Genomic DNA, 13,997 nt, shown 5'->3' with positions numbered 1-13,997 from the left:
CGCATCACGCGTCTTCGTCTGCTTTTTTGATCTGAGCAAGTAAGTCGGTGCGAACTTCGGCAATTGTTTTGCCCTTGATCTGGGTGGCCGCATTGCTTAAATGGCCGCCGCCGCCCATGGCCTCCATGATGACCTGCACATTCACATCCCCGGTTGAGCGGGCGGAAATGCCGATATCACCGCTGGGCCGTTTGGTAATGACAAAACTAGCATCGACGCCATTCAACGACAGCATAGTGTCAGCCGCTTGGGCAGCAATTACCGGATCATAGCGCTTATCTTCTTCCCCAGTACATAGTGCCATATTTGGGGCAATCATTTCAATTGTGTCAATCAAATGGTTGCGCTGGATGAAGCTGTCAATATTTTCTTTCAGCAGGTTCTGCGCCAACATTCCGTCAGCGCCCATGGAACGCAGATAACTGGCAGCGTCAAACGTCCGCGTGCCGGTCCGCAGGCTGAACGACTTCGTATCCACGGTAATCCCAGCTAACATCGCCGTTGCTTCAAGCTTATCCAGGCTTGGAACATTCGTCGGCTGATACTCAAACATTTCAGCAATCAGCTCACACGTCGAGCTGGCATATGGTTCGATGTAAACCAGCATCGGATTGTCCGGGAACTCTTCCCCGCGGCGATGGTGATCAATAATTACGGTTCGTGCCGCCAACCGCTTGTACAATTCAGGCGCGGCTGAAATCGATGGCTTACTGTGGTCAACCAAAATCAGGAGACTTTGATCCGTTGCCTGTGACAACGCCGCTTCCGGGGTCACAATGGCATTGGCCACTTCCGGATCCTGACCAACTTGCCCCATCAGCCGTTCCACGTCAGAATGCAAGTGGTCGGGGTCGATGACAATGTAACATTCCTTGCCATTCATCTGAGCAATGCGCCGAATCCCCATCGCTGCCCCGACGGCATCCATATCCGGCCGTTTATGGCCAACGACAAAGACTTTATCGGTTTGCTTAAACAACTCCTGCAAGGCCTGTGCCACCATGCGTGCTCGTACCCGAGTCCGCTTCTCCATGGGATTGGTTTTACCGCCATAGAATCGGGCTTCATGACCTTTAGCCCGAACCACAACCTGATCGCCGCCACGACCCAGCGCCAAGTCCAGGTTGCTTTGCGACGTAACCGCGAGTTGAGCTAAATCTTCGTCACCATAAGCAATCCCGACAGACAGGGTTAATGGATAGTTCTGCTTAGAGGTTTCTTCCCGAATCGCATCCAGAATCTTGAACTTATCCCGTTCAACATCCCTTAGCGACTTAGCGTAAGCCAGTAAGAAAAAGCGATCGTTGTCGATCCGCTTCAAAAACATGCCAAATTGGTTGGCCCAATCTGTCAACTGGTTGGTGACATAACTATTCAAATTCGTGACAACCTGGTCATCCATCGTCTGGGTGATTTCGTCATAGTTATCAATGAAAATCTGCCCGATAGCAATCTTTTCATCTTCGGCGCGCTCTTCAATTTCAGCATAACGTGTGACATCCATCAGATAGACAACGCCAATGCTCTTTTGCACGATAATCTCAAACTGATGCTGGCCCCAGGTCACCATTTTGGTTTCATTAGTGTTCTCGTGACTGCGAATCAGCTCAGCCAGCTCGGCATCCACTTTTTCCAGCGGCTGCCCCAGCACATCCGTATCGCCAAAATACTTCTGGAGAAACGGATTCGTCCACTCAATATTCAGATCCTCATCATAAATCATGATCCCGATCGGCATTTTAATCAGCGCTTCTTGTTCCCCGCGCTTAATCCGATAACTAAGATCTGAAATATACTGATTCGTATTCTTGGCAATGGTCTCAAGGGCATAAAAAATCGTCGCCACAAGACTGATTAAAATCAACAGCATCAACAAAGCCAGCCACGGGCGGATCAAGGCTCCGATCAAAATGCCGATGACCGCAAGAACCACCATCGCAATTGCTGCATACCGCATCCGCATGTCTTCCAAAAACTCCGGCATACGAATCCGTTCAAACAATTTCTTCATATAGAAAAACTCGCTTTCACTTGGCGCAGATACTTAAGGATTTCTTTAGCTATTCTACCATACTGTGCAAGCGGATTCTGGAAAGAGGGTCAGAGCGTGAACTGGCGCGGTTAGGAACCGGAGTGTAAGTGGCCTTGGGCGTGATGGCCCGGTCTTAGGCCATTGCGACCAAGGTCCTTACACGCAGGTTCCTGCGCCAGTGAGCGCGTTTCAGAGCGTGAGCAGGAGCGCTTAGAAATCGGAGTGTAAGTGGCCTCAAGCCTAAATGGCTGGGTTTTGGCCATTTAGGTTTGAGGTCCTTACACGTAGATTTCTGCGACTGCGAACGCGTTTTCGAGTGCGTCGGTCAGCCGGGGTTTGTCACGAGTTTCTATACAAATATGCTTTTTAGATGAACCCATGTTAGAATACCCTTGTCGAAATCGTTCATGAACCATCACCAATCCGCGTAGACCGTAAGCTGCGCGGATTTTTTTGTACTCAAAAAACGACACCCTCGCTAAAAGATACCGCCTTAATGCCAATGCCGGGCTTCGTCGGAATTCATCAGCTGAAATTTTAGCCGCAAATGCAGCTCACATAACCCTCACTGCATCACAATCGGCGTACCAACATGAAGCAAATGATCATCATGGGTAATCGCAATGACTAATTTACTTTTTGCGAGTTCTTTGAGTAACCCAATAACTGTCGCTCGGATCTCCGGATAGATATTGGCAGTCGGTTCATCCAAGATGTACATGGATGCATTTTCTTTGCCAAACGCCGCTAAAAGACGCACTAACTGCAACTCGCCGCTCGACAGCACATCGACCTTCTCATCATAAATATTCCGGAGCTTAAACACGTCCGAATCATAAACCTTCGCAAAAAGCGGTGACCTTTTGACCATTGATAAAGGGTCGTTTTGAGTCATGCCGGCTAAGTATTCGCGAACCGTCATATGCGGAGACGGGACATCTTGAAAGGAAAAGCCGATCTCCTTTTTCCGCAATGTCCGCATATCGATTTGCTTCATCTTAATGCCATTAATTGAAATGTTGCCCTTCAACTCTGGCTGGTAAATCCCTGTCATCGTTCGGACAAATGTACTCTTGCCAACGCCATTGTCCCCAGAAATAACGTATAACCCCGGTGTCTTAAACGAGCAAGATAGATCACGCGAATAAAAAAGTTCCTGTACATCAGATTTTTCCTCAAATCGTTTGATGTTAAAAGCATCAACGTCAATCCGGTGAATCCGCGCAACATCTTGCATTCCGGTTTGATCGTCCGCCATGTCCAGAATTTGCTCCATCCGCGCAAGTGAGGCCCGATATGCTTCAGCGCCGATAGCAATGCTAAAAATCTGATCGACTGAATTGAGTAACTGCCCGAAGTACTGGAGAATAATCGCAAAAAAGCCAATGGTGATACTGCCTCTTAAGACTGCCAGGCCGCCGATGACAAAGAAAAGAGTTTGAAACGCCAACTGCATGACGATTTGCCAGGTTGACATCCAATAATGAATCCAAAAACTTTTGGTGAATGTCTTGAATAGGCTGTGTCCCACCTGATCGAGCCGCGCTACCTCACTAGGCAGATTTTCCGCGCCCTTAATCTCGACATATCTGCCAATAAAATCGTTTCTGGCCGAATAATAGTCATTCTGTTTGCCTTTTATTTCTAGGCTCACACGATAAATTTTCTGATGAAAGACAACGTAAATAAGGAAATAAACCGGTAAAAAAACAACCATAATGGTGAAAATTTCAGCATTCGCTCTAAGAACATAAGCGGTGATGGTGAGCGTCGACACAATGACACTGCACAACCTGACAACTGTGTCAGAGAAAAATGAAACAATTTCCGTCACGTCATCATTGATCCGCGCGCTTAAGGTTGTCGGGCTCCATTTTAAGATGCTGAGCGTTTTTTTTGTGAACAGTCGAAAAATAATTTTTCGATTTAACTCAAGTACCGTTTTTTGTTTGGTCAGTATCTGAATATGACTTGTGAAAAAGGAAATAACGAGCCTTAATATGCTAAAGCCCAGCATTAAGCCAAAGAACAGCGCAAATAGGCGCGGGTCGCGACTATACACCAAACTATCCAGCAACTTGCCTTCGAGATATGTATTGCCGGTGATCAGGCTCGTACTAATCATCGTAAAGATCACCAAGATAATGAAGGCCGCACGATGCTTCTTTAGTGTTTGCCATACGACAGCGTTCATTGAGACACCTCCTGAGCGTGAGCCGACGCGGATGAACTAAGGATAGTTATGGTTTTACGCCTGCTAAGGTTTTTGTCAATTAAAATGCAATTATTATTTAATCTTGTAATTATTTTCTAATTTGACTTCGTTGTCCCTTTTCTGTCTAAATTCACCGCTGGTTTTGAATGTCTGCCACTTCCGCTAAAAGGCAACTTGAATATATGCAAATCGTCAATCTTCAAAACAGAACAATTTGATATAGTTAGGAGATGGCAAAGTTTAATGGCCTATATACACATCCTATGCACAAGTATGATATAAAGAATCCATAGATTTCAGATAGAAAGGAGTGGCATTCTCAATCCATGAAAATTGATGACTTATTAAAAAAAGAAATGCAGAACCCTGAATTTGCCAGTGCTTATACGCTAGACAAGGAACGCTCGGCGGCAGCCTTGGCACTTTATCACGCACGGGAAGCGGCGGGCCTCACACAAGCTGACCTAGCAGAACGTGCCGGTGTACCACAGACAACGATTGCTCGAATCGAACGGGGCGATAATGTCTCATTTAATAAATTGGCAGAAATTGCTCATGCTATGGGTAAAAAGGTCTATGTTAAGATCGCTTGATAACTTTACTGGAATCCGATATACGGATTCCAGCCTACATAAAATGACCTGCAATTGCCGAACTTTCCGGGCATTGCAGGTCATTTGTTTAGGTGCAAAGATCTCCCTTTGCTATATTTAATTCGATGAACCTCACTGCGATCCCGATAAAATAATCAATCCATAAGATGCGCACAAATGTTTTGGCCGTTTAATGATCTTGCATTTAGGACTGAACAGATTGCTCACTATGAATGAACATTTTAATCAATTTGCGACTTCTTAACCGGTAACGACATCCAAACAATCGAAAGCACAATCAGGGCGCCGCCGAGCAGAAAGGCCGGAGTGATTTGAATCGTGAAAAATGGCAACGAGTAGATCAAGACAAAAATTGGGTTAAGCGCTCGGATCAAATTGGCATCGCGAAACGAGATAAACTTTAGCCCACGATAAAACAGTAATAACCCGAGAAAGCCTGAACAAAACGCCGAAATAGCAACGGCACCCATGCCCATGTTGGGTGAAAAAGAGAGCTTGCCGCTTCCGGCGAGTATCAATCCGAGAATAACGACGGCGTTGCCTTGGTTGTATAAGAGTAATATTTTCTCATCAACCTGGGTCAGTGCCTTTTTGGCTAACGTGTTCGTCAACGCGAAGCTGAAGGTGTACCCAAACGCACAGGCAAGCCCGATGATGTTGTTCACATTTCCCGAGAAATCAGAGACCAGTGCGGTACCGGCAATGCAAAGCAGAATCGGCACGAGCTCACGGCGGTCAAATTTTTCATGCAGCATAAGCACCGACAGCAAAATGGCGAAGACAATGTAAAACCGTCCGATCAACCCGACGCTCACCGGATCAAGGAAAAAGAGGCTTAGGTATTGCAAAAAGATGCCCAAGCAATTAGTCAGTCCTAAAATCCAGACAACCGGCTGCTTAATCCACACCATTTTTGTTTTGGTCATCGCGATTGTGCCCAGCGTCAGCACCAGTGAAATAAGTGCATTATAAAAGCTTGCAGCCAGTGGCGATAGCGTGATCATCGACCATTTGTTCATCACCGGCGTCAGCGCCATCACCGCCACCGACAACCCATTCAGCAGTAAGCCATAGCGACGGCTACTCATTTGGCCACCCGATATGGCGGAAAATCTGGCAGTAAACATCGTCATGAAACGATCTGTCAGCATCCGGCAACGGGGCAATTAACAACTTTCGATCGTCGGTTTCAGAAGACGCCGGAATCGCCTCCAGCCGATCAACTTCGGCGCGGACGACCGCTGTGACATGTCCAGTCGGTAACACATAATAACCCAAAGGCACGATTGAACCCGGCTTAATCACGGCGCCAGATTCTTCAAACGACTCACGCACCGCCGCTTGGGCAAGTGTCTCGCCGGCTTCCAACTTGCCACCGGTCAGCTCCCACCGGCGTTTGGAATTATGTACCCAGATAATGCCGCCATTAAAAAATTGAACAACCAGCACCGAATCCGGCCTTTGCGGAACCGTTTCAAAATGAACCTCGACCATATCGAATCACCTCTTCATTTATTTGGTTAAAAGCGCGGAGATTGATTGTATAACGAGCATTGTAGGAGTGTCAATCATATTTTTTACTGCTACGAGGTTTCGTTTCCCGCACAATACAATTTGATCGGCGAACTGTCCGGCTCTGATCACTATTTGGTCATTTATTTTGATGTTTCTCTGACAATCACTTTCCATGAGTTTGAAACATCATTATTAGATAAAGGCCAAAAATAAATCGTAAAAATGCGGCAAAAAAGCCCATGCGCGCTGCATGGACCAATTTGTAGCCTAATCATCTGCCAAAGTCACATCAAGTGTTTTGCCAAGTGCCATTGCAATTTTGCGCAAAGTATCAAGACTTGTACGCTCGCCCAGTTCAACTCGGGCAATCTCTCTTTGGGGTACACCGGCTGCCGCTGCAAGATCTCTTTGCGATAATCCGGCGGCGTCACGTGCTTTCATAAATTGATAAGCGGCCATTAAACGAACCTTCCCCTGATCAAACTGCTCTTTTGCCTCAGGGTGAACCGTATATTTAGCTATCAGATCTTCAATCTTTAATGTTCTCGGTGTCATCCTCAGCTCCCCTTTGCTTTGATCAAATAACAGATCCAAGTGTGACTGCCTTATAAAGAGCGTTGAAAAGCGAAGCCAACATTATACCAGCACGCACGTAATACGGCAGTCGCTTCATTTTAGTGGACGGCCACAAAGATAGTAACGTTTGTATCCCAGCAACGATCAACGCTAAAACAATAACCAACGCCAGAACTGCCAACAACAACATTAAAATCGTCCCAATCACTGCCATGGCTGCCTACCTTCTTTCTTGTAAAGCTGTGCGTCTGCCAATAGTAGCCATATTATTCCATAACAACTCAATCCGCGTCAATCTTTTGTTTTGGCTTTAATTCTTCCCCAGTCTTTAAGTCACTGCCTACTGTCGCACTTTTTCTGAAAACACCTCTTTTGACACATAAGTCACACGCTTCACGTACTGCCCCTTATGCCTCACCGCTACATACTTCCCATCCGGATCATAGCCGGTCATCTCTTTCAGTACCAGCGTCGGCTTTGTCTGCGTTGCGGTATACAACTCGACATTGCGATAACGCTGTGTACCTTGTGGGACTTTTGCGTAGCTTGTTTGTTCGGGTACGAATGGATTGATAAGATCTGTCCATTGATTGTGAATCAGCAATATGCCGGCAACCGCAACCATGACCAGTGCTGCCAATGTACTACCCAAAATTTTGGCCTTTTTCATGCAGGTTTCTCTCCCTTAGCAATATTTTCGGTAATGGTGATGCGGCAATTTTCGACCCGAATCAAGTAATCACAATGGCGCCAGACCTCAGCTGTATGCGTGGCGACGATGATTGTCGCTTGATCGCCAAAGTCATGTAGTAGATGCCGGGTCACCTCATCGGCATTGTCTGCATCCAGTGAGCCGGTGGGTTCATCGGCGAAAATAATCGTCGGTTTCTTCAGCAATAAGCGCGCCAAGGCCAGTCGCTGCTGCTCGCCGCCGCTAAGTGTAAAGATGCGCTGCTTCAGGTCAACGTTTGTCAACCCCAACTGCTGCAAAACTTCTTTCATAGCAATGGTTTGTTCTTGACGTGATAGCCGCTGATTGGCTAAGCCGATTTTCAGATTATAGGCAACAGTCTCTTTATCGACTAATCCAAAATTCTGAAAAATAAAACCGAATTTATCCCGCCGCAGCTGAGGTAGATTTTTGGTTGAAACCGGCTGATCATCTACCATGACAGTGCCTGCCGTGGCGGTTTCCAAACCACCGAGAATGTTGAGAAAAGTCGTCTTCCCTGTACCACTTTTACCAATAATGGCATAGCTTTTACCTTGTACCAGCTGACAATTGACATTTTCAAAGATCATTCGCTGGGCAAACTTTTTCGTAAGTCCTTTCACTTCAATCATGTACCTTTTTCCTCTCTTGTCAGTTACTAAATGCGCGCTAGCTCTTAAAGTCCGCGATTCAGCGTTGCCAAAACTCTGCGCTGTGCCCGCCATGCCACGAGTAGAATAATTCCTGCCTCGATGAAAAGATAAGGCGTCAATGCGAATACGAATTGCCACTTCCCGCGTAAAATCATCACACCACCAATGAGACAGGCATCGATGAAAATATTGGCTAGCAAAAAAGTGCGAATAAATTGATAGTTGAAATTAATGAAGATCATTTCAACAAACTGGCATGTTGTTGAGCAACTGCTATGTTAAAGAAACATTTTGAGCTATGCCTAACCAGTCTCTTATAAGTCCGCCAGGGTACCTCGACCTCTCAGAGTTAACGGGTTTAGGCCCGTATACTATTTTAAAACCGGCATTCTCCAATAAATGGCATATGTCTTGAAAGGACAAATATAGCTTATTAGGTACGTCTGCCCTATATTTTAATTTTAAGCTGCCATTTTTTGACATAGACAAACTTTTCCAATTAGGCCATATATCCGTGCCTATCGCAGGAAGCTCAAAAATCAAGAAACCCTCTTTGGTGAGCCTGTCTTTTAAAAGTCGAAATCTTTCTACGACATTTGGAAAGTTCCCATTGACCAGGACCTCACTACAAATCATATAATCAAATGCTTTTATATGGGGAAAGGCTTCAGTGTAGCTTCCATAGTCAAAATGAGTAGCATATTGTGGATAATTTTCTTTGGCATTCTTTATACTGGTGTGAGCAATATCACAGGCATACACATTCCAGCCTTCTTTCAATAAAGGAAAAACATTTCTGCCCGTACCAAGTCCAACATAAAGCCCTGCATTTTGTTTAGGAACAGCCTTCTTTATGATCTTCTCTATAGGCAATGGCTTACGTTTATCATTCCATTCTCTTTTGTAGTATTCGTCCCATCTCTTATCTTCACCATCAAAGTTCATCTTTTAGCTCCTCTTTATTTAACCCTCGATACATATACGCATGTGCTGATACCGCTGCGGTTAGAGTAAACATAAGAAAGGATATGAGGCCGTTAGATGACACTGCTGCGCTACCAAACATTGTTGGGCCTAAAATGTTCTGCAACTGTCCCCCCAAATTTATAGCACTCAAGTCAGTGGTTAAGGATTCAGAACGACTATAAATCACCATGTACATCGCTAAGGCAGCACTGCTAAATAACTCGGCTAAGACTTGACTGACTATTAACATTAACAAAGCCATAAAGATGAGAGTATCAATATGCATTACGGTTGTTACGGACGTGACAAGGAATGAAGCTGCTATTATTGCGCCTGATATAACCCATAGCCTATCATACCTTCTATTTTCAGCGGCCCAGGTGTTTACCTTCCCTTGAAATAAGGAAATAACCACTGTATTAATAATAAAGGCCATCGGTGATAGCCAACTATAGTTTTTAAAGTACATGACAACTATTAATGGAACATACACACTCAATAAAGTCCTATGAAAAGAAAACAGGAAATTCTCCATGATAAGCAATCTTCTAAACTTATTTGCCAATGCAGACTTTATCACCTTTATAGATATTGGCTTTTTTAAAACCTTACCAGACGTTACAGCTACACCTTTCAATGCCGTTCTGTATAAAAAAATCACCAGCAAAAAAGACAGGGAATTTGTAATCACAGTTGGCATTAATCCCCAATTTATAGCGAGCAATAAAAAACTAAATCCAGCTCCTAGACCATATCCAATGTTTGTTGGCAACATCATTTTACCCATCAAAACTGTCGCGTCTCTTTTGGATAAAGGCGAAATTATTAGACTTCTAGTTAAAGAAGCAGCAGATCTATCTATAATTCCAAATAAGGACATATATATTAAGAATTGAAGATTGCCGCTTATAAACAGCCAGCATAGTGCACCCACGCCTCTTAAAAAATATGAAATTGAAAACAATTTAAGCCTTCCATATTTATCTGCTAAATAACCCACTGGCAGCGATGATATCATCCCTGTTATCGCAGATAAGGTTAGCCCTATCCCAATAATACTCGGAGATACGTGACTGTACGTAGAGAAAAAAACCGTTGAGACACTAACGAATGATCCAGTCCCAAAGGAATCAATTCCTGAAGAAAGCAAAGCAGCAAACTGTATATTGTTTCTAGGCTTTTGTTTTCTTACCACAGGCTGGACACCTCGGATTTTTTGGTATAGGAAGTTTATAATAATCATTTTGAAAGTTTGAGCAGGACATTAAATAGCCTCGCGCTAGCTCTCCTTCCTTCAAAGCAATCTTTAAGACTTCATTAGCACCCATAATCCCGGCAATCCCTGTTCCAATGCCCCAAACAGCTACAGGACCTTTTCTGCTTTCAGGCAAATCTGGGAATGCACATTGTAAGCATGGATCATCGTCAGTTAGTCTTGTAAACGCATAACCATATCCATATTGAGCGGAGACATGAACCATTGGAACTTTATAATCAACAGCATACTGATTCACCATCAATCGTTGCTCAGGACCATCTCCGCCTTCTAGGATCACATCAAATCCACCCAACAGATCATCTATGTTGTCGGGAGTTACCTTTTCGACTGAGTATTCTATTTCAATGTCCGGGTTGAGCAATCTTAACTTCTTGGCAGCGGCTACGGCTTTATATTCACCAATGTCCTCAGTTGTATATAGAATCTGTCTATTCAGGTTGCTTAACTCTACCCTATCAAAATCAATAATTTTAATTTTGCCGATGCCAGCAGCTGCTAGATAATACAGAAGCGGCGACTTCACACCACCAGCGCCAACGCTAACAACGCTAAAGTTGTTTATTAATTGTTGGCCATGCTCCCCAACCTGAGGCATGAGTAATTGTCTATTGTACCGTGAATTGTTAAATTCCATATTATTCTCCTAAAGTTTAAAATATGTGATATTTATAAAATAAAAATGGCCACCTGATTGTAGGTGGCCATTCTTATTTCCGTTTAGCCATCGCAGGTCATAACAGAGGCAAGCATAACCTCGTCATTAGGATTGACTGGTTGATCAACGGTTGCCAATTTTCCGTTAATCAAGACGCGGCAAAGAAGCCGTGGCTTATTGGTTCTCTCATCAAACAAGTTATGTTTCAGGTCGTCATCTTTGAATGCAACATCTTTAACGATCTCGCTCACAGTAGAGCCAGAGGACAAGATGGATCCCTTCCCAAGGCGACCTTCTGCAATACCACGAAGTTTAACATTGACCATAAAATCACTTCCTTTACTTTTGATAAGTCAAAGTTAAGGCAAGCCTAAACAAAATGCAACCCAAATTTTAAAAAATAACGTTTAATTGCTGCCTTATGCTAATTTGATTATCATTTTAAGTTCAGAAGCACAGAGCGCTTTTGGGTCGCTTTTACTTTGCAAAAGCGACCCATTTAGTGTCACGACAGCCTTCACAAACAAATAAACGATAACCTTTTTGAATGTCTCCGCAAGATTCAAATTTGGCAACCTCTTTTTTTACCACTGGCCGAATTCTTCGTCCATGGTTCTTCAAAAGTTTATAATCCTTTATACGTTAAAAAAACCGACACCACCCCGCCGCCAAACAGCGACCATACATGGTATCGGTCCTAACATATTTTTTACTTCGGCTGAATCAAGCCCATCGCATCCATCGTCTCCGCAATTTGCATGGAATTCCATGCGGCACCCTTGAGAAGATTATCGGAAACATCCCACATGTGGAAGAAGCGTGGATTTTCTGCATCGGCGCGAATACGCCCGACAAAGACCTCTTTACTGCCAACGGCGTTTCTGGCTTGCGGGTAAAGTTGCTGGCTCGGATCATCTTGAACGACAACGCCGGGCGCCGCTGCTAACTTCGCGCGAATGGCGTCAGCGGTAGCATTGCTATCTTCCACTTCGAAGTAAACTTCTTCTGAGTGAGCAATGGGAACCGGAATGCGGACGCAGGTGGCAGTGACCTTAATCGCATCGCTGTTCATATCGCCGGCCATGATTTTTTTGGTTTCGTGAATCATTTTCCATTCTTCGTGACTGTAGCCGTCTGGTTCGAAAACATCAATCTGCGGCAAGGCGTTGAAGGCGATCGGATAGTGCTTCTTATCGCCGGCAGTCGGTAAAATTTTCGGCTCCAGCGGCTTATCATCCAGTGCTGCCCGGGTTTCATCGAACAATTCATTCATGGCTGACTGTCCGGCACCGGAAACTGCCTGATAGGTCGAGACGACAACCTGTTTCAAACCAAATGCCTTACGAATAGGCTCCAGCGCCGTGACCATCTGAATCGTTGAACAATTAGGGTTAGCGATGATACCTTGATGATGGCGCAGCGCCTCAGGATTTACTTCTGGCACAACTAACGGAATGTCCGGTTCCATCCGAAAGGCGCTGGTGTTATCAACCACCACGGCGCCGGCTTTAACGGCTGCCGGAGCGAACCGTTTGGAAACCGACCCACCAGCGGAAAACAGTGCAATGTCAATGCCTTTGAACGAATCATCGGTTGTTTCGTGAACAGTTAATGTCCCATCGCGAAACGGTACCTTTTTGCCTTCCGAATGCTTACTTGCAAGTGCCAAAACCGATGCAATCGGTAGTTTGCTTTCTGCGACCATTTTCAACATCCGGGTTCCAACGGCTCCGGTTGCACCCACAACTGCTACGTGATAACCACTCATTTTTTAAGCTCCTTCTGTCAATGTGTCAGCCAATGCGCGATGCGGTAATGCGGCAACAAACCGCTCATAAGCCGCCTGCTCGCCCGTCTGCTTGATAACCGCCTGCTGCAAATCGCCGTCGATCAATGCTGCTTCTGGCAACGTAATCGTGGCGGTGACTGTCGCATTGCCGATTAATTCAATCCAATAATGGTCGTGGTCGCGGTGAACCACCGTTTTGACCATTCCTCCTGGATTATACACGGTATTGACGCGATCCAACGCCGCTTGGTGAGGATGGGTCAAAATAAACGCCAGGGTCGTGGCTGACATGCCGGTGCCGCAAGCATTGGTAAACCCGACGCCGCGCTCATAGGTCCGGGCAAACAGCGTATCCTGCCCTAAGATTTCGGCAAATGTGACGTTAACCCCTTCCGGAAAATAAGGATTCTCCCCGTTCAATTGCTTGCCAATCCGTTCAAGATCCGGACCAGCCAACTCGTCCTTGGACACAAACGCAATCAAGTGCGGATTGGGCACGGCAACCGCGGTGAACTTCAGATGCGGATGAATGGCCGGCAAAACGGTGTCAACAATGCGATCCGTGCCTAAATTGGCAAACGGTAATGCTTCTGGCGCAAAACTAACCGGTGAAATTTCAACCGAATACGCCGGCACACCCGCCGCTAATGGCTCTTGCTTGGCGACGGCCAAATCCGCAAAGTCAGTGTGGACGCGGAATGACGTTTGGCCGGTTTTTTCACTTAAATATCGCGCCACCGTCCGCAACCCGTTGCCACAAAGCTTGGCAAAACTGCCATCCGTATTAACGACGGTCATTTTTCCCGCTGTTCCGGGTGCGTCCGTAATCGCCAAAACACCGTCCGCACCACCTAACAAACCGGTCTCTTTGTTAGTTAAACGCTGTGTCAGTGTGGTTAGCTGATCATCAGACAACGGCTGGGTCAATTGAGTCTCATCCAATAAAAAGAAACTGTTTTCGGAACCGTGTACTTTTTGCAATGTCACCATG

The 13,997-nt window shown here is 45.4% G+C and carries 16 protein-coding genes and 1 pseudogene; 1 reads left to right on the top strand and 16 read right to left on the bottom strand.

Annotated elements, in window-relative coordinates; all coding sequences use genetic code 11:
* Positions 1–4: 4 nt before the first annotated feature.
* Positions 5–2,011, bottom strand: coding sequence for a DHH family phosphoesterase (locus LACZS1_RS01025; RefSeq protein WP_047106621.1), 2,007 nt, complete (start codon positions 2,009–2,011; stop codon positions 5–7).
* 586 nt (positions 2,012–2,597) lie between these two features.
* Positions 2,598–4,226 (bottom strand): ATP-binding cassette domain-containing protein, encoded by a 1,629-nt coding sequence (locus LACZS1_RS01020; RefSeq protein ID WP_070650862.1) that lies wholly within the window; start codon positions 4,224–4,226, stop codon positions 2,598–2,600.
* Positions 4,227–4,573: 347 nt separating this feature from the next.
* Between LACZS1_RS01020 and LACZS1_RS01015 the strand changes: the two genes are divergently transcribed.
* Positions 4,574–4,840 carry a helix-turn-helix domain-containing protein gene (locus tag LACZS1_RS01015; protein ID WP_047106626.1) on the top strand — a complete coding sequence of 89 codons (267 nt, stop codon included), beginning with the start codon at positions 4,574–4,576 and terminating at the stop codon, positions 4,838–4,840.
* 242 nt (positions 4,841–5,082) lie between these two features.
* Here LACZS1_RS01015 and LACZS1_RS01010 read toward each other — a convergent pair whose 3' ends face one another.
* The 14 genes and pseudogenes from LACZS1_RS01010 to dapF all read right to left on the bottom strand — a co-directional run bounded on the left by LACZS1_RS01010 (position 5,083) and on the right by dapF (position 13,996).
* Positions 5,083–5,949, bottom strand: coding sequence for a DMT family transporter (locus LACZS1_RS01010; protein WP_010490049.1), 867 nt, complete (start codon positions 5,947–5,949; stop codon positions 5,083–5,085).
* Complete coding sequence (locus LACZS1_RS01005; protein ID WP_070650864.1) at positions 5,942–6,355, bottom strand: NUDIX domain-containing protein; 414 nt, start codon at positions 6,353–6,355, stop codon at positions 5,942–5,944. Before LACZS1_RS01005 ends, LACZS1_RS01010 begins: the two co-directional genes overlap by 8 nt.
* Before the next feature lie 288 nt (positions 6,356–6,643).
* Positions 6,644–6,970, bottom strand: coding sequence for a helix-turn-helix domain-containing protein (locus LACZS1_RS01000; RefSeq protein ID WP_225358884.1), 327 nt, complete (start codon positions 6,968–6,970; stop codon positions 6,644–6,646).
* A complete protein-coding gene (locus LACZS1_RS00995) occupies positions 6,954–7,166 on the bottom strand; it encodes a hypothetical protein (protein ID WP_010490053.1) in 213 nt (70 codons plus the stop codon). Before LACZS1_RS00995 ends, LACZS1_RS01000 begins: the two co-directional genes overlap by 17 nt.
* 126 nt (positions 7,167–7,292) lie before the next feature.
* A complete protein-coding gene (locus LACZS1_RS00990; protein WP_010490055.1) occupies positions 7,293–7,622 on the bottom strand; it encodes a YxeA family protein in 330 nt (109 codons plus the stop codon).
* Positions 7,619–8,296, bottom strand: a complete 678-nt coding sequence (locus LACZS1_RS00985) for an ATP-binding cassette domain-containing protein (protein ID WP_070650866.1) — start codon at positions 8,294–8,296, stop codon at positions 7,619–7,621. Before LACZS1_RS00985 ends, LACZS1_RS00990 begins: the two co-directional genes overlap by 4 nt.
* Positions 8,297–8,340: 44 nt before the next feature.
* Entirely contained in the window at positions 8,341–8,559 is a 219-nt protein-coding gene (locus LACZS1_RS00980) for a hypothetical protein (protein ID WP_070650868.1), read from the bottom strand.
* A 31-nt stretch (positions 8,560–8,590) separates the two neighbouring features.
* On the bottom strand, positions 8,591–9,262 hold the full coding sequence (locus LACZS1_RS00975; protein ID WP_010490060.1) for a class I SAM-dependent methyltransferase: 672 nt from the start codon (positions 9,260–9,262) through the stop codon (positions 8,591–8,593).
* Positions 9,252–10,478 (bottom strand): MFS transporter, encoded by a 1,227-nt coding sequence (locus tag LACZS1_RS00970; RefSeq protein WP_044112649.1) that lies wholly within the window; start codon positions 10,476–10,478, stop codon positions 9,252–9,254. Before LACZS1_RS00970 ends, LACZS1_RS00975 begins: the two co-directional genes overlap by 11 nt.
* Complete coding sequence (locus tag LACZS1_RS00965; RefSeq protein WP_010490066.1) at positions 10,456–11,196, bottom strand: HesA/MoeB/ThiF family protein; 741 nt, start codon at positions 11,194–11,196, stop codon at positions 10,456–10,458. Before LACZS1_RS00965 ends, LACZS1_RS00970 begins: the two co-directional genes overlap by 23 nt.
* Positions 11,197–11,279: 83 nt before the next feature.
* The gene (locus LACZS1_RS00960; protein WP_010490067.1) at positions 11,280–11,543 is read right to left on the bottom strand and encodes a MoaD/ThiS family protein; all 264 of its coding nucleotides are present in this window, start codon (positions 11,541–11,543) and stop codon (positions 11,280–11,282) included.
* 163 nt (positions 11,544–11,706) lie between these two features.
* Positions 11,707–11,856 (bottom strand): annotated as a pseudogene (locus LACZS1_RS00955) (transposase zinc-binding domain-containing protein); the annotation flags it as partial.
* Between the two features lie 70 nt (positions 11,857–11,926).
* Positions 11,927–12,985 carry an aspartate-semialdehyde dehydrogenase gene (locus LACZS1_RS00950; protein ID WP_070650870.1) on the bottom strand — a complete coding sequence of 353 codons (1,059 nt, stop codon included), beginning with the start codon at positions 12,983–12,985 and terminating at the stop codon, positions 11,927–11,929.
* 3 nt (positions 12,986–12,988) lie between these two features.
* Positions 12,989–13,996, bottom strand: a complete 1,008-nt coding sequence (gene dapF, locus LACZS1_RS00945) for a diaminopimelate epimerase (RefSeq protein WP_070650873.1) — start codon at positions 13,994–13,996, stop codon at positions 12,989–12,991.
* Position 13,997 lies beyond the last annotated feature (1 nt).

The organism is Lacticaseibacillus zeae subsp. silagei (genome assembly GCF_030770335.1).
Lineage (GTDB): Bacteria > Bacillota > Bacilli > Lactobacillales > Lactobacillaceae > Lacticaseibacillus > Lacticaseibacillus zeae.
This window is presented reverse-complemented; position numbering and strand designations above follow the sequence as displayed.